Annotated in this window: 13 protein-coding genes and 1 tRNA gene; 7 read left to right on the top strand and 7 right to left on the bottom strand. The window is 54.8% G+C overall.

Annotated features, from left to right (window positions below; translation table 11 throughout):
• Nucleotides 1–125: 125 nt before the first annotated feature.
• Nucleotides 126–2,291, bottom strand: a complete 2,166-nt coding sequence (locus tag NQU42_RS03275) for a CDC48 family AAA ATPase (protein WP_296609007.1) — start codon at nt 2,289–2,291, stop codon at nt 126–128.
• Between the two features lie 20 nt (nt 2,292–2,311).
• Complete coding sequence (locus NQU42_RS03270; protein WP_296609006.1) at nt 2,312–2,935, bottom strand: ArsR family transcriptional regulator; 624 nt, start codon at nt 2,933–2,935, stop codon at nt 2,312–2,314.
• Between the two features lie 303 nt (nt 2,936–3,238).
• Here NQU42_RS03270 and NQU42_RS03265 point away from each other — a divergent pair, with 303 nt between their 5' ends.
• Complete coding sequence (locus NQU42_RS03265) at nt 3,239–4,495, top strand: tRNA(Ile)(2)-agmatinylcytidine synthase (protein WP_296609004.1); 1,257 nt, start codon at nt 3,239–3,241, stop codon at nt 4,493–4,495.
• 93 nt (nt 4,496–4,588) lie between these two features.
• Here NQU42_RS03265 and NQU42_RS03260 read toward each other — a convergent pair whose 3' ends face one another.
• Complete coding sequence (locus NQU42_RS03260; RefSeq protein WP_296609002.1) at nt 4,589–5,551, bottom strand: flavodoxin domain-containing protein; 963 nt, start codon at nt 5,549–5,551, stop codon at nt 4,589–4,591.
• A 678-nt stretch (nt 5,552–6,229) separates the two neighbouring features.
• Between NQU42_RS03260 and NQU42_RS03255 the strand changes: the two genes are divergently transcribed.
• Both NQU42_RS03255 and NQU42_RS03250 read left to right on the top strand, forming a co-directional pair.
• Entirely contained in the window at nt 6,230–7,261 is a 1,032-nt protein-coding gene (locus NQU42_RS03255; protein ID WP_296609000.1) for an Lrp/AsnC family transcriptional regulator, read from the top strand.
• The gene (locus NQU42_RS03250) at nt 7,258–8,061 is read left to right on the top strand and encodes a D-aminoacyl-tRNA deacylase (protein WP_296608999.1); all 804 of its coding nucleotides are present in this window, start codon (nt 7,258–7,260) and stop codon (nt 8,059–8,061) included. The genes NQU42_RS03255 and NQU42_RS03250 overlap by 4 nt, the downstream gene beginning before the upstream one ends.
• Before the next feature lie 92 nt (nt 8,062–8,153).
• Here the strand turns inward: NQU42_RS03250 and NQU42_RS03245 are convergent, their stop codons facing one another.
• From NQU42_RS03245 to NQU42_RS03235, 3 genes are all read right to left on the bottom strand, one after another.
• Nucleotides 8,154–8,531 carry a carboxymuconolactone decarboxylase family protein gene (locus NQU42_RS03245; RefSeq protein ID WP_296608997.1) on the bottom strand — a complete coding sequence of 126 codons (378 nt, stop codon included), beginning with the start codon at nt 8,529–8,531 and terminating at the stop codon, nt 8,154–8,156.
• A gap of 172 nt (nt 8,532–8,703) precedes the next feature.
• Nucleotides 8,704–9,744, bottom strand: a complete 1,041-nt coding sequence (locus NQU42_RS03240; RefSeq protein ID WP_296608996.1) for a TGS domain-containing protein — start codon at nt 9,742–9,744, stop codon at nt 8,704–8,706.
• Nucleotides 9,745–9,880: 136 nt separating this feature from the next.
• Nucleotides 9,881–10,012, bottom strand: coding sequence for a hypothetical protein (locus NQU42_RS03235; protein WP_296608995.1), 132 nt, complete (start codon nt 10,010–10,012; stop codon nt 9,881–9,883).
• Nucleotides 10,013–10,336: 324 nt separating this feature from the next.
• Here NQU42_RS03235 and NQU42_RS03230 point away from each other — a divergent pair.
• The 4 genes from NQU42_RS03230 (at nt 10,337) to NQU42_RS03215 (ending at nt 14,050) form a co-directional block, all read left to right on the top strand.
• Nucleotides 10,337–10,411 (top strand) — tRNA-Ile (locus NQU42_RS03230).
• Nucleotides 10,412–10,575: 164 nt separating this feature from the next.
• Nucleotides 10,576–11,241 carry an endonuclease V gene (locus NQU42_RS03225; protein WP_296608993.1) on the top strand — a complete coding sequence of 222 codons (666 nt, stop codon included), beginning with the start codon at nt 10,576–10,578 and terminating at the stop codon, nt 11,239–11,241.
• A 330-nt stretch (nt 11,242–11,571) separates the two neighbouring features.
• Nucleotides 11,572–12,924 (top strand): TrpB-like pyridoxal phosphate-dependent enzyme, encoded by a 1,353-nt coding sequence (locus NQU42_RS03220; RefSeq protein ID WP_296608991.1) that lies wholly within the window; start codon nt 11,572–11,574, stop codon nt 12,922–12,924.
• Entirely contained in the window at nt 12,902–14,050 is a 1,149-nt protein-coding gene (locus NQU42_RS03215; protein WP_296608990.1) for an ATP-NAD kinase family protein, read from the top strand. Before NQU42_RS03220 ends, NQU42_RS03215 begins: the two co-directional genes overlap by 23 nt.
• A gap of 83 nt (nt 14,051–14,133) precedes the next feature.
• On the opposite strand, the gene NQU42_RS03210 is transcribed toward NQU42_RS03215, so the two are convergent.
• Nucleotides 14,134–16,071 carry a S8 family peptidase gene (locus NQU42_RS03210; RefSeq protein WP_296608988.1) on the bottom strand — a complete coding sequence of 646 codons (1,938 nt, stop codon included), beginning with the start codon at nt 16,069–16,071 and terminating at the stop codon, nt 14,134–14,136.

Genomic DNA, 16,071 nt, shown 5'->3' with positions numbered 1-16,071 from the left:
CATCTTAAACTCTTGCTCCGCATTGCCATAGCCCTGCAGATGGCTTCTCGCGCTTCGAACATCCGCATCGGAACCGCTCGACGAAGCGTTGATGACATCGCCTTCTCCGCTGTCACGAAATCAACTCAGACGCTGCCAAACATCTCCATTATCTTCAGGTACTCCTTAAGCGTCTCAGGCGGCATGTGAGGTTTTATGTTCTGATATGCCCTCTCGAAGTGCTCCTTTTTCACCTGGATCTGCCCTAAAATCAAGGACTCGCGCTTCATGCCGGGATGGAGCCTCTCCCTCAGGGCCAGCATTCCGGCCTCTCTGCAGATCATCTCTATGTCCGCGCCTGTGTATCCCTCTGTTCTGGCTGCGAGATCATCGATATCCACATCACCTGCCACCGGCATCCTTCGCAGATATATCTCGAATATCTTCTTTCGCGCAGCGAGATCCGGCATCGGTATGTAGATCATCCTGTCGAACCTTCCAGGCCGCAGGAGCGACGGGTCTATCAGATCCGGCCTGTTCGTGGCTGCAAGAACTACAACATCCTTCAGCTCGACAAGGCCATCGATCTCGGTGAGCAGCTGGCTCACAACTCTTTCCGTGACGTGCGAGTCCCTGCCGGAGTCCCTCGCGGGAACTATCGAATCGATCTCATCGAAGAATATCAGCGCAGGAGCTGCCTGCTTCGCCTTCCTGAAGACCTCACGAACAGCGCGCTCTGACTCGCCCACCCACTTGCTCATGAGCTCCGGTCCCTTGATGCTTATGAAGTTGAGCTGGGACTCTGTTGCGACCGCCCTGGCGATCATGGTCTTTCCTGTGCCTGGAGGACCGTAGAGGAGGACGCCTCTGGGAGGTCTTATACCAACAGCCTCGAACGCCTCAGGGTACATTATCGGCCACTCCACAGCCTCCCTCAGCGCCTGCTTTGCATCCTCAAGGCCGCCGATGTCAGACCATCTGACCTCAGGGATCTCCACAAGAACCTCGCGCATCGCGCTCGGCTCGATCTTCTTCATTGCAGCAAGGAAATCCTCGCGGCTCACCTTCAGCTGATCCAGGATCTCAGGCGGGATCTCCTCCTCGACATCGAGATCTGGAAGGATCCGGCTTATCGTGTGCATCGCAGCCTCCTTGCAGAGAGATGCAAGGTCTGCTCCCACAAACCCATGAGTCATCTCGGCGATCTCGCTCAGATCCAGGGACTCCTCGAGCGGCATGCCTCTCGTATGCACATAGAGGATCTCCAGCCTGCCATTCTTGTTTGGTATCCCTATCTCGACCTCCCGGTCAAACCTGCCGCCGCGCCGCAGAGCAGGGTCGAGGGCGTTCGGGCGGTTTGTCGCCGCTATCACTATCACCTCTCCCCTGGATGTGAGCCCATCCATGAGCGAGAGGAGCTGTGCGACGACCCGCCTCTCGAGATCGCCCAGGACCTCCTCCCTCTTCGGGGCTATCGAGTCTATCTCATCGATGAAGATTATCGATGGCGCGCTCTTCTGTGCATCCTCGAAGATCTGCCTGAGCCGCTGCTCGCTCTCACCGTAGTACCTGGACATTATCTCCGGTCCGGATATGGCTGTGAATGTCGCGTCGGTCTCGCTTGCCACAGCCCTGGCGATGAGCGTCTTGCCGGTGCCCGGAGGACCGTGAAGCAGCACTCCCTTTGGAGGCGTTATGCCGAGCTTCTGGAATACCTCAGGATGTCTGAGGGGCAGCTCAACCATCTCGCGTATCGATCTTATCTCCCTGCCCAGGCCGCCGATATCCTCGTAGGTGACATCTCTGAACTGGAACCCCTCGATCTGCTCGCTTGTTATGTTTACGACCGTGTCTCTTGTTATGACAACAGGTCCTGAGGGGGTTGTGCTCACTACCACCATCAGCAGGGAGTTCGTGATCATCTCTATCCTTATCTGCTCGCCCTTTGTGACCGGCCTCCCCTCCAGGATCCTGAGGAGATACTGCGGTCCGCCTATCAGCCTTATGCTTCTGGTCGGAGCGAGCAGCACCCTTCTTGCAGGTTTTACTTCAGTGCGTCTGACGAAGACCCTGTCGTCTATCCCCACCCCAAGATTTGATCTCAGGTTCCCGTCGATCCTTATTATGTCAGGTGCATCTCCCGGGTTCCCTGGCCATGCCAGGGCGCATACCTTGTTCCTGCCCTGAATCTCAACAACGTCGCCGTTCTTCAGGCCCAGCCTGTTTATTATATCCAGACTGATTCTGGCTATGCTCTTACCTGCATCCCTGTGGTATGCCTCTGCCACTCTGAGGACTATCTGATCATTCATCGGCGATCTTCCTCACAGATTCAAATGCTCCAGGAGCCATTCTCGAATCGCACCAGCCCTCTCGACTCAAGCCTGGCGAGCGATTCCCTCACAACTGCTGCAGGCATCTTGAGCCTTTCGGCGAGCTTCTCCTCTGTGGAGCTGCCTGATAGCAGGGAGAAGAGCAGCTCCGCCTCGAGCTCATCGGTCGCGCACTCGTCTATCGCCCTCATCGCCTTCTGGCGCAGCTCCAGCTCCCTAGTTGCCACATCCGCCATCATCATTCTCAGCCTGTCCATCTCAGCTGCCAGCGCTGAGAGCTCCTCGTGTATCGTTCTGAGATCGCGGCAGTCGGATTCCCTCTCCATGGATGGACCGGAGAGGGCATAGGCTCTCACCCCATATGAGTGCGACGCCAGTGCAACCTCAAGGACGAGATTTCTCGCCAGCCGGAAGTACTTGCGCCTCCTCTCATCCCTGTAGCACTCTATCAGCCCTGCTGACTCCAGCACGCCAAGGTGATCTATCACAGCCTTCGGTCCGACATCGAGCCTCTTGGCTATCTCGTTGAAGTAGAATGGCCGGAACGAGAGAAGCTGAAGTATGCGCCTCCTGTTCTCGTTCCCCAGAACATCAAGCAGCTCGACTGGATCCAAGCCGAACACCCTGCCACGAAATCATAACTGGTGGTTAGTAACAAAAAGTTAGATATAAGCGTTTTGGTCTCGGCCCGATATCACGGAAATCGATATCTTCTGGCAGGACGATTCATGAGGTTCCATGTGTGGATGAATTCGCCTCGAGACAGCACCGGCAATGCGATATGTGCAGCGCCTGTGGTTGTACCTTTGACCATCGAGCACTCATGGAAAATCTCCCATTCCCAGGCCAAAGGCTTATTTATGGAGCGAATCCGATTCTGTGGGTGGCAGTGACAATTCTCTGGAATCGAGAGATGTGATTTCGGGATGCTTATAATTGGTATAGATGACACAGACTCGGAGAGGGGATTCTGCACAACGTATCTCGCAGCGGTACTGATAGAGAGGCTCAGAGCGAGCGGATATCACACCGGCGCGCCAAAACTGGTGCGCCTCAATCCATGTGCGAGATACAAGACCAGAGGAAATGCAGCCATCGCCATACCTGTGGAGGCGGAGGACACTGATAGGATCGGGCAGATCGCCCTGGATGCCCTTCTGGAGCTCTCAGATCTCTCCGGAATAAACACCAACCCGGGGCTCGTGATAGCTGACAGGATCACTGGAGAGATGAAGCGGTTTTACAGGAGAGCGGTCACGGAGATCCTGGAGATTGAGGATGCGAGGAGGATACTCTCATCTGAGGGCATATGGCACCGAGGCTTCAAGAACCAGCGGGGCCTCATCGGCGCGCTCGCAGCGGTCGGCTCGGAGTTCGATGAATTCACATACGAGCTCATAGCCTACAGACGGAGAGAGCTCTGGGGCACGCCGAGAATCCTCGACGAGGATTCGATATGGGATGCGGATAGAGCGACGTATCCTGCAACCTGGGACACGGTGGACTACTCGAACAGGCGCGTAGTATTCTCCCCGCACTCGCCTGATCCGGTGCTGTTCGGCATTCGCGGCGACGATCCCGAGGCGATAAGAAGGGCTTTCAGCATGATAAGATCTGAGGCGCCCGAGGGGTGCGTGATGTACATCACAAACCAGGGGACTGATGCGCACATCATAGATATGAGGGACAACAAATCCTGCGATCTCCACGATGACAGAAGCTACAGGCTGCGCGGCAGCGTTGCCGGGGAGCCGCGCGTGATCGAAGGAGGGCATGTCTTCTTCCCCATCGATCTGGGCGAGAGAAACATAGAATGTGCTGCATTCGAGCCGACGAAATGCTTCAGAAAGATCGTCAGATCGCTGATCCCTGGAGATCTGATAGAAGTCTACGGCTCCATGAAGTCCGGCACACTGAACCTGGAGAAGATCGACATAATCTCTCTGGAGAAGCAGAGATCCTCCAGGCCGCCGCTGTGCTCATGTGGCAGACGCATGAAGTCAGCGGGATCCGGCCAGGGATACAGGTGCAGGAGATGCAAGACGAGATCCATGAAGGCCGAGATCGTGGAGCTGCCCAGGGATATTGAGGATGGTCTCTACGAGGTCCCACCATCAGCGAGAAGGCATCTAGCGAAACCTCTTGTGAGAATGCGCGACCCTAGAGCGCATCCGAGCAGGTAGTCACCTATCAGCGCGATCCCTCTGCTCTTTGTGCTCATGAGTCGCTCCCTCCTGAATGATGGCGGTTTGTCATTCACACCCGCATTGCCCGGATTATGTCGTTCTGAACTCAGGAAAGTCATAGATCTGCGTTATCTCGTAACCCTTGGATTTCAGCCTGGCGCAGAGAAGCTCGGCTCTTTCCAGCACAACTTTGATCATGTGAAGCCGCACGGGGAGCGATGATACTGTGCTGAGGCTTATTCCCCTCTGCCTGAGCACATCAATGTACTCATCGCTGCCCACCTCGACAAACGATGTCCTTCCGGAGAGCTGTATGCCTGCCACGTCCCTCATGCTCTCATACGGATCGTAAACCGCAAGGGAAACCCTGTCATTCAGCACGATGTTGGCAAACTTCTCCCCTCCCTCGCTCAGGAAGTAGATGGCGCCATTCCTGTAGAGGTACTCAAGTGGCGTCGCCCTCACTCTTGATCCATAACCAGTTGCAAGTGTGCATGTGTTGTGAGATGCCAGAAACGCATCTATCAGCCTCCGGAGCTCGTTAACAGGCATCCTTGGCGAGAGCATGTCTCTTGCCCTCTTGATCTCAAGGCCTAACTCGACAACCTCCTCTGTGACCAGTGTGTCGATGTCCTGGAAGAGAAACCCCTTCCTCTTGCAGAACGACTCCATGCCGAGGAGATCGTTCGAGCTGAGCCTCTCGACGCACATCCTTCCGCCGAGGGCTCTAGAGAGGATCACGCTGTCTCCAAGCATTTTCTTTAGGCTTTCAAGGTTCGTCTCGCCATCCTTCCTGTCTATGGAGGTGGTGAAGAGAGCGATGCTCTTCTCCCTCAGCCAGCTCAGGTTCTCCCTCACAAAGTTCCACAGGTTCGGGCTGATAACACCCTTGTACACGGGCGCGCCCAGAACGAAGAGCTCGAACCTCCTGTGCTCCGGCTGGATCTCGCCGACCTTCACAGCATCCGAGGGGCCGAGTATCAGCGATAGCGTTCGTGCGACCTCCTCGGTCGAGCCGTATCTGCTATCATAAACCACAAGAGTCCTGATCATCCCATGAAGTATTGATTCGCCGCTTTTTAATCTCTTCCTTTTGTTGCTGTGTTGAATAATGTTTGAGAATCCGATAGCAGAGGCTCGATTCATACGAATTGCAATTCTAGTAAAAATCGATAGCTATCGACCTTAGAGCTCTTAATTATTCAACACAGCACATTTTGTGAGATCATATGCTTGCTGGACGATGAGATCTGCATTTCCATGGGCGCAGCTCAGCTTCGCGTAAACCTCTCTCAGAATAGACAGGGGCCATCGACGGCAATAAGGCACAAACACAGGCGATGAACATATCTTATTGGTACCCTTCTTTCAGAATCATAATACTGAAATGGCTTCTGGAGAGATAATTAGCATGTTAATAAATAAAGTATCTCTAATAAAATAGAATTTGCGGGATACGTTCTTTCTGACACTTGATGTGGTATAATTGGTGTATTCTAGCGTACCTAGAGAATTTTTGAGCTCATCTTTAAACCTACCTCCGCTCCAGCAAGTTAAAATTTTCAGATTTATTGACTTCGAAAAATATCCTGCACACATCGACGAAATGCTGGCTTTGATACCTGGTCAGGGAGTTAGATCCACAGAAAAGGTTTCAAATATAAAGGCAACATTGTGGGGATGCAAGCGATGAGGTAACCTATAAATAGTTAAAAAATAGTCTTTCATCAGATGGAGCTCAAATTAACATCAAAAGAGAAGCTTGTGCTCTACGGCCTGACCAGATACCCCGGGCTCAGCGACATCGACCTGGCTTCTTTTATTGATGTAGACAGATCAACGATATTCAAGAGCAAACGCAAGTTTCGAGACTGGCAGATTATAAGGTTTCTGAACGTTCCGTCCGGTGGCGCTCTGGGCGCCGAGATCCTCAGCGTGGTCTTCATGCGCTTCTCTCCAGGGATCGATGGCAGAGAATCCCTGTCCGAATGGACCCTGAGCCCCAGCTGTGTATTCTGTGCTGTAACAGCTACAGATGCGTTCTCCCTGGTTTACTCAAGAAACCTGACAGAGTTCAAGAGAAGATCTGAAAGCATTCTGAGCAGATACCGGCAGAGCGGCATGCTTGAGGATTTCAGATGTGTGCATCTCTGTGTGGGGCTTGCGAGCTATCAGTACAATGTTCCTGCAGCAGTCAGCGAGATATTCGGGCTCGATAGAAAGGATGCTCAAGTTGGTCCTGTCTCGCTGATGCCTCTGGATGATTTAAAGATGTCCGAGAAGGACAGACTCACGCTCTACGCCTTCGTCAGATACCCTGGCCTTTCAGACCTGGAACTCTCAAAGAGGACCGGTATATCAAGGCCGACAATATCTGGGAAGAAGAGCAGGTTCTTCGATGCCAACATTCTCCTCAGAGAGGCGCACGTTGAATGGCAGAGGATATGCTGTGAGCTCATGTGCTTCTACCATCTTCGCATGAGGCAGGATGTGAGCTTCCAGGATGCGGGATCTCTCCTGAGCATGATGGGATCGCAGCTCTTCTACTACATGCAGCCTGGAGACGTCTGCGGAGCGATGCTCTCATCCAGCTACTCTGATCTCAAGGATGGGATGGATGCGTTTGTTAACAGCGCAATTGAGAGGGATCTCATAGATGGCAGACCATATATGGTCATAATGCCACTGAGAGCGATTAGGGTGGAGAAGCTCGATTACGCACCTGCTGTTGCTGAGATGCTCGGGATTGAAAAGGAGATATGAGCAAGATAGTGATAATCTGCTCCTCCTCTGATCCGGCCAGCTCGAACATAGCCTCGAGGCTGCTCGAGCTCGTTGAATGGGAGGCGCAGGGTGATATCAGGTTCCACAGGAGCTACTGCATGCTGTGCATCGAGGGTGAGCTTGTGGGACTCAGAAACCTGGAGTATCTACTGGATCGCATGGGCCTCTCGCCGAGGCTGATCGTCTTCGCATCCAGGCACAGGTCAAAAGAGGCTGTGGCATGGCTCGGAGGTCACTTCACCGGGGTTGTTCAGGAGGGATCATTCGAGCTCTCCAGACCAGCGCCGTATGCGCTGAAGAGACTGCTCATGGCCCTGCAGCGTAACTCCCCATCAGGATTTCGAATCTCTGGTGAGGCCACACACCACGGGCCTGTTGATCTGCACACCCCATCGCTCTTCGCCGAGATAGGCTCATGTGAGCAGCACTGGATCGACCCAGCTGCAGGAACCGCGGTCGCGAGGGCGATCCTTGAGCTTGAAGGTGCTCGTGAGCACGCCGGCGAGCCGGTGCTTCTCGGAATTGGCGGAGGCCACTATGTGCAGAGGCAGACTGAGCTGATGCTCTCAAGGCCTGTCGCATTCGGTCACATGTTCTCGAAGTACCAGGCATCGATGCTGAGCATCGAGGCGATGAAGAAAGCTGCCGAGCTCTCAGGAGCCTCCGGGGTCTATCTGGATGGCAAATCCTTCCGCTCAGAGGAGCGCAGGAGGCTCGAGGAGATAGCATCGAACCTCGATCTGAAGGTGATGAGCACAAAAGACGTCAGGGCTCTGTGAGAGTTCAGCTCAAAAAATGGATGTACAGTATCAAGCAAGCGCCTGCCGATTCACGTCAGCATGTTAAGGTATTTCAGCCCGCAAACCTGAGCTCAATCCTCCATCTCTTTGAACAACCTGCTTATGCCACCCTTGGCGATCGAGAACGTCGGTACGCCCCCCGTGATCATGCAGATCTCCAGAGTCTCGAGGATCTCCTCCTTTGTCGCGCCGTAGTTCACAGCAACCCTCGCCTGTGGATATACACAGTCCTCACACATTCTCGTTATAACACAGGCCAGCGCGATGAGCCTCTTTGTCTTTTTGTCGAGGGCTCCATCCTCGAGGAGCACCCTGTCAAGCCTCTCGATGAGCTCCACGAGCTCCGGCCTGTGGTCGTATATCGCCTTCAGCGTCTCGGGAACATATCCACCCATCTTATCCCCAAGAGCTCGCATTATCTCGCCATGTCTATCGCCACATCCACACATGTTTTTACCTCCTTTTATGCTCCGAACACAACACAGATTCGTTCTATCCACAGGCCCTCACGCCGGTGAGATGCCTCTGAATTTTACGAGCTTCTATTCATTTATTTTATGCCCATGAGATATATGGTTTGTGGGATTGATCTGGCCAGATCAGGTTCGCTCCAAAATTCTCCTACTTCTCCAGGACGATGGTCACTATATCCCCATCGCTCAGGATGTGATCGAGCCCTGCGCGCTGGCCGTTGTGTTTTGCAGATGATCCCCAGACAGTTGCATACCTGAAACGCTGCCTGAAGTCCTTGTGGATCCTATCGCAGAGATCGCCTATGTTAGCGCCCCTTCTCATTATCATGGGCTCGTCGAGATCCGGCGGCCTCCCCTGTGGCTTCATGAATATCCTTATGAGCTCCAGCCGGTCGAATATCTCGTCCTTCAGCCTGTCGATCCCAGTGCCATCTATGGCCGAGATCGGTATCGCATCCCCATCGCGCTCCTGCTCCTCGGGATCCAGGAGGTCCGCCTTGTTCATCACATGTATGGCCTTTATGTAGCGCCTGTTGGCCTCGATGGCATCGATGAACCTCTCCTGGGTGAGACTCTCCCTTATCAGGACATCTGCGCTGTGTATCTTGTACTCCCTCAGTATCGCCTCGATCGATCCCTTGTCTATACCCGGGTCGACTGTGCTCGTCACACTTATGCCGCCTCTTGATGTTTTTCTTATCAGAACTGATGGGGGGTTCTGGTTCAGGCGGACACCGCTCTGATAGAGCCTGTTCAGGTAGGGATCTAGCGGCCCTCCATACGGCTCCGTGACAAGCAGCACCAGATCAGAATCCCTCACTGCGGATAATGCATCACCTGAGACCGTAATATCAGGCACATCGAGGATCTGTATCTTTGCGCCCCTGTGCTGCATGATTCCGGGGACGATCTCCATTGAGTAGGGATCCTCGCTGGTCCTGGCTCCTGTTAGCCTGCTAACAAGTGTGGACTTTCCGGCGCCAACTGGCCCCACAAGAGTGACTGTGGCATCCCCCGATTTACGTACGCCTCCACCCTTCTTCGCTCTGGAGGCTGTGCGCCTCTCCTGCTCCTCGCGCAGCCTGGCAATCTTCGCCTTCAGGCGACCTATGTGGTGTTCGGTCGCCTTGTTCTTCTGCGTTCTGAGGATCTCCTCCTCGAGGGCCCTGATCTCCTCCTCGATGCTCATCGGGCCAGCCCCACAGCTGATCTTTCCAGTCGATGGATATCCATAACAACGTCCTGAGGTTCAGAGAACGATGGTATCTGCTAAAAGAGTTTCGATGTACTCGATGAGGCGCTGAAAAACACACGACCTCCTGGAGCTACCAGGAGATCGCCCTCCAGAGCCAGTTGCATATCAGAGTCCAGAACTTCTCAAATCCCGACCCCTTCTCGATCTTCATCCTCTCCTTCTCAGAGTACTTCTTGCTCTTGGTCCATGACATGCCTATCACAGATGCTAGTGAATGGCATCGTCATATAATCGTAACGGTTGACATAGAAGTTCAGTACGCATGCTCACGTCTTGGAGCGATCCCACGAGAGACGAGTCATGTGGCAAATGTGTTCCCTGTGATGGCCATGCTGCTCACCCGATCCGCGCAGTCTGTGTTAGAGAAGCTGTGCGCCGAGCGGTATGTCCGTATGCCATGGATTTTTATTTAAATATTTTATTTCTCATATGGCAATCGGGATGCATAACACAAGCTATAAATACAGGGGTGGAAAGTAGGCATAACGCCAGTGGTTGCACAGAAATCAGGTTCATGTGGTCCTGCGGGCCTGTAGCTTAGTCCGGTTAGAGCGCTCGGCTCATAACCGAGTGGTCGCCGGTTCAAATCCGGCCAGGCCCATCCTACCCTGGTTGGCGGCTATGAATCACCTGAAGTTATGCGTCTATCCACACTTGGCAGGCTGCCAGGTACTGTAAATCACATGTATTTTATTTTAAATGTTCCATTTTGAGCAGACGATAGCCAATGTCAAGAAACACGTTTTGGTGTTGAGCTTGGTGAAAATGAGATACAAGTTATTGCATTCCTGGGATGTGAGACCCGATGAGGCTGTTGAGATACAGGAGATGCTGGCCGGCAGTGTGAGAATTCAGAGGGTGGAGCGCTTGGAGACTGTGGCTGGAACAGATGTATCTTTCTCTGGATCCAGGGCATACGCGGCCGCAGTTCTTCTCGATTACCAGGATATGCGTCTACTCGATGTTTCCTTCGCGGATATGGATGTGGGTTATCCCTACATACCTGGGCTTCTGACATTTCGTGAGGGGCCCGTCATCCTCAGGGCTCTTGAGGGGATCGATGATGCTGACGTCCTGCTCTTCGATGGGCAGGGGATCGCGCATCCGCGCAGATTTGGAGAGGCGAGCCATCTAGGATTGCTCCTCGATCGGCCTTCTGTGGGGTGTGCAAAGTCGAGGCTCTGCGGGGAGTTCTCCGAGCCCGGAAAGGAGAGGGGGTCATTCTCCCTGGTGGTTGATCGTGGGGAGATTGTTGGTGCTGCTCTCAGGACCAGAACAAACGTCAAACCGGTGTTCGTATCCCCGGGGCACATGTCAGACCTGAGTTCCGCGATCGAGATCGCGCTGAACTGCGCGAGATCCCACCGAGTGCCGGAACCGCTGAGACTGGCGCACATCCTCTCATCGAAGAGGGCGAGATCAAAGCGATGAGAGATGAGTGGAGATCTCATGCGTTGATCAACTCGCTTTCCAGTTGTGCTGCTGACTCGCCAGTTTGTAGAGGGCCCAGCTGCAAAAGCTCTTTAAGCGCAGATCAGCTTGATGTGCAATTCAGGAATTGACATTCACTGGCTAAGAGATCTCAAACACTGCGAGAGCGCATGCTGTTGATCTCAATGATATGAGTAACCAAGTGAGGTGCCCGCTGAATGGAGCAGGAATGGCTCTCAGCTTGCAACCGTCCTCAAAAGGGTTATATAATGTGATTTCAGGTTCTATGATGAACATATTGTTTCTCTAATCCATCTGGAGGACAACCGATTGAGATCAAAGATACTGCTCGATGAGGAGGATATCCCGAAGAGATGGTACAATGTGGCAGCTGATCTGCCCCGGCCGCTCGACCCGCCGCTGAACCCGGCGACGCATGAGCCGCTGAAGCCGGAGGACCTCGAGCCGATATTTCCGAAGTCCCTTATAAGGCAGGAGATGAGCACCGAACGCTGGATAGACATACCTGAGGAGGTGAGGGATGTCTACAGGCTCTGGCGTCCAACACCTCTGTACAGGGCTGTCAGGCTTGAAAAGGCCCTCAGGACTCCCGCCAGGATCTACTACAAGTACGAGGGGGTGAGCCCTGCGGGAAGCCACAAGCCGAACACAGCTGTGCCCCAGGCTTACTACAACATGAAGGAGGGCATAGAGAGGATAGCCACAGAGACCGGCGCAGGACAGTGGGGCTCGGCGCTGGCGCTTGCCACCTGCATATTCGGCCTTAAATGCACGATCTACATGGTCCGCTCCAGCTACGATCAGAAGCCGTACCGAAGGAGCATGATGCGGGTCTGGGGTGCGGAGTGCTTCCCGAGCCCGAGCAACAGGACGAACGCAGGCAGGAGGATCCTGGAGCAGTTCCCGGACACGCCTGGCAGCCTGGGGATAGCGATATCTGAAGCTGTGGAGGACGCGGCCACGCATGATGATACAAACTACGCCCTCGGATCGGTTCTGAACCACGTGCTTCTCCACCAGACGGTCGAGGGGCTTGAAGTGCGGAAGCAGTTCGAGCTTGTTGACGATTACCCTGATGTGATCTACGGCTGCTGCGGCGGTGGGAGCAACTTCCCTGGAGTCTGCTTCCCGTTCATCCCTGACAAGCTCAATGACAAAAAGGAGCTAAGGCTTGTGGCGTGCGAGCCGACTGCATGCCCGAGCCTCACCAAGGGTCTGTACACATACGACTACGGGGACACCGCGCGCCTGACGCCGCTGCTCAAGATGTACACGCTCGGCCACGACTTCGTCCCGCCGGGAATACATGCCGGAGGGCTGAGGTACCACGGGGATGCGCCCCTCCTCTGCAACCTGGTGAACGCGGGAATCATCGAGGCCCAGGCGTTCCACCAGCGCGAGGTCTTCGAGGCCGCGACGATCTTCGCGCGCGCGGAGGGCATCGTGCCAGCGCCAGAATCTGCACATGCGATCAAGCCCGCGATCGACGAGGCGATCCGGTGCAGGAAGAGCGGAGAGATGAAGACCCTGCTCATAAACCTGAGCGGACACGGGCACTTCGACCTATCTGCATATGATGCGTACAATGATGGAATCCTCGAGGATTACGAGTATCCAGAGGAGCTGGTGAGGCAATCGCTTGCCAGGCTGCCAAAGGTGTAAGCTCGGGTTTCTGATCAATCCGATAGCTGGCATGGGAGGCGCGGTCGGGCTAAAAGGCACAGATGGCGTCGCGGCCCTGGCGGAGAGCCTCGGCGCCTCCCCTGTATCCAGGGAGAGAGCTGAGAGGGCCTTCAGGAGACTTCTTGAGCTCTCAGCGGGAAGAATCCCTGTGGAGGTGCTCACTGCAGGCGGCTCTATGGGAGAGGGCCTGCTGTCTGAGCTTGACGTTGAGCATTCTGTTGTACACACTCCTGGGGAGGAAACAACACCTTTTGACACGAAAAGAGCGTGCTCCATATTTGCATCTGAGGGTGTTGATCTGATACTCTTCTGCGGAGGAGATGGCACAGCGAGGGACGTCGCATCTGCCTCTGGAGATCTGCCGATCCTCGGCATACCAGCGGGCGTGAAGATGCATTCCGGGGTATTTGCTGTGAGCCCGGAGGCAGCTGCAGATCTCGCTTATGGATATCTCAGGGGCGAGCTGAGGGTCAGGGAGACAGAGATAGCTGATGTCGATGAGGAGCGCTACAGAAAGGGCGAGCTTGTGGTGCGCATCTACGGCGTGGCCAAGACGCCCTATCTTCCTGCGCTGGTTCAGCAGAGGAAACAGATCTACGCAAGCTCTGACGAGGAGCACTTCAAGCGCGAGATCGCTCAGTTTGCCAGGGAGTTCATGAGCGACGGCTCCTACTACATACTCGGAGCTGGAACCACGACAGCCAAGATCGCCGAGCTGATCGGCTGCGAGAAGACGCTTCTGGGCGTCGATGTCATCCGGAACGGGAGGACCTTGATAAAGGACGCATCCGAGAGCGATCTGCTTAGGCTCCTCGAGGGGATCGATGGGGATGTGAGGATCATCGTCAGCCCGATAGGTGCTCAGGGATTCATTCTGGGGAGAGGCAGCCAGCAGATAAGCCCGAGGGTCCTGAGGATTGTGGGCCCGGAGAGGCTGATACTGATTGCTACGCCACACAAGCTAAGGGATCTGAAGTATCTTCTGGTCGACACGGGAGATGTAGAGATCGACAGGGCACTCGCGGGAAGGCGGCAGGTGGTGACAGGATACCGGATAGCGCAGCTCAAAGAGGTAAGGGCTGCAAGCGATGTTTTTGATGCATGATGGAGATGGCGAAGAGAACCCCAGGACCGAGATGAGAGAGTGGCTGCCGGGGCGGTGAAAGCGGAGCTCTCTCGCGACTCTGGCTATCTCGTCCTGGGGTTCAGGCGAAAGGGTCTGGATCTGCAGACCCTCTCACCATACCTCCCGCGAAGCTCGACTTTTATTGTGTAATCCCCTGGCTTCCAGAGGCCTGTCTCCCAGAAGGTGGTGTATATGCTGTTGAGATCGAAGTCGACCATGGGTATCTCCACCTCCTTCTCAGCTCCTGTTATAGTGGATGTCACCTCCTCGACCTCGCCCGCGACGAGCGCCTCGATCACAACAAGATCCCCCACGTTTGCCTCATTCGAGCTCAGGTCAACGCTCTTCAGCTCAGGCCCGGCCACCATCTCCGGATCGTTTCTCAGGTACAGAACTGCCCTGGTGATGTTCATCGCCCCCCAGCCGAATGTGTTATCCGCGCCTGGATCTCCAAGATCATCCGCCGATCTAAGAAGCACCCTCTTGACATCAGCTGGCGTCAGGTTCCCGAAGCCCTCCAGAATTATAGCAGCAGCTCCAGCAACCTGTGGAACTGCCATGGATGTCCCGCTCATGCAGCTCTCATCATCCCTCGTCCCTGCAAGCGCTGATGGCACATCGACCCCGATGGTCACGATGTCCGGCTTGATCCTTCCATCCGAGGTGGGCCCGCGTGAGGATCTCTCAAAGATCTTCCCTCTTGCGTCTATGGCGCCGACGGTTATCACCTCCTCAGCCTCTCCCGGAACGACGATGGAGGATGGCGATGGCCCGGAGTTTCCGGCCGCCACAACAACAACGATTCCCTCCTCGGCCATCCTGTTGCATGCCTCATCCAGGAGCGTCGGCCTGTCAGAGCTCCGATCTCCTCCGACGCTGAAGGATATCACCCTGATATCATAGATATCCTTGTTCTTGGCGCACCAGTCGAGCGCGGATAGAGCGTCAGACAGATAGCATGATCCATCCCTGTCCATGACCTTGAGCACCACGAGCCTCGATCCGGGCGCCACACCCATGCCCTTTGTGCCGGATATCAGGCTTGCGCAGTGCGTTCCATGACCATTGTCATCATACGGTTTCTCAAGTTTGTTGACCATGTCAACGAATGCCACGACCTTGGGGTCTGATGTGGCAGGATCGTCATCGATATCGTCCAGGGTCTCATGCCCCGCATCCACGCCTGTATCTATGAGCGCAACTGTCACTCCCTTGCCTGTAAGCCCTGTGGCCGCTCTTCTGGGGTTCTCAGGAGGTCCAGGCATATCTGAGCCAGCATGGCTATTTTCACACTGCGCCCCCAGAACCCTGAGCTTCTGATCTCTGTAGATTCCCTTAACACCCCTGAGCCTGGCCAGCTCCGGGATTTTGTTTCCCGGAACTAGCATGGCGCTTCCCCTGAGAATATCGATGCTTCGCAGCTTTTCGCCATCCGACTCTGTCACATTATCATCATGGAGCACTATCACCCTGGTCTCCTCAGGTCCCAGCGATTCGAGCGAGTCCTCTATCCTGTTCGCGTTTAGGTCCAGCGGATCGAGGACCTTGAGCGCTCTGCAGGGGGTTACGGCTGCATTGCCCGCCCTGTCCACGGCAACTATGTTTACATCATAATCACCTGGCGGCAGGTTCGAGCCGCAGTAGCCGATGTACCTCCCGTCCCCGTCCAGATCGAACATGAGCACCTGTTTTCTGCCGACCTCTGCGTATACCGAGGAGATTCCGGATCCGTCGTGGACGTTCGCGCTTATCTCCGCCCTGGGATCTCCGCGCTTCAGCTGGTATGGAAAGATCCTGGGATTGGTTATGACCGGCGGTGTGGTGTCGGTGTGATCCCTTTCCATGAGAGCCCTGAACTCCTTCTGAAACCACCTCGTCGCCCTGTCTGAGATGAATGGGTCCTCGGCGAAGACTATGGAGAAGAGGAGAGCAACAGCTAGGGCTGCCGAGAAAATACAGATTGCCTTTCTGCCTATGAGCCTCTTCTCCGGACCGACCAC

Source organism: Methanothrix sp., assembly GCF_024518575.1.
Taxonomy (GTDB): domain Archaea; phylum Halobacteriota; class Methanosarcinia; order Methanotrichales; family Methanotrichaceae; genus Methanothrix_B.
Note: the sequence above shows the minus strand (reverse complement) of the source record. Positions and strands in the feature narration are given on the sequence as shown.

Bases quoted from the DNA above. Each gene is read 5' to 3' on its own strand.
- NQU42_RS03245 (WP_296608997.1), bottom strand. From the start codon at position 8,531: ATGTGTGGATGTGGCGATAGACATGGCGAGATAATGCGAGCTCTTGGG.
- NQU42_RS03260 (WP_296609002.1), bottom strand. From the start codon at position 5,551: ATGATCAGGACTCTTGTGGTTTATGATAGCAGATACGGCTCGACCGAG.
- NQU42_RS03265 (WP_296609004.1), top strand. From the start codon at position 3,239: ATGCTTATAATTGGTATAGATGACACAGACTCGGAGAGGGGATTCTGC.
- NQU42_RS03255 (WP_296609000.1), top strand. From the start codon at position 6,230: ATGGAGCTCAAATTAACATCAAAAGAGAAGCTTGTGCTCTACGGCCTG.
- NQU42_RS03250 (WP_296608999.1), top strand. From the start codon at position 7,258: ATGAGCAAGATAGTGATAATCTGCTCCTCCTCTGATCCGGCCAGCTCG.
- NQU42_RS03275 (WP_296609007.1), bottom strand. From the start codon at position 2,291: ATGAATGATCAGATAGTCCTCAGAGTGGCAGAGGCATACCACAGGGAT.
- NQU42_RS03240 (WP_296608996.1), bottom strand. From the start codon at position 9,744: ATGAGCATCGAGGAGGAGATCAGGGCCCTCGAGGAGGAGATCCTCAGA.
- NQU42_RS03225 (WP_296608993.1), top strand. From the start codon at position 10,576: ATGAGATACAAGTTATTGCATTCCTGGGATGTGAGACCCGATGAGGCT.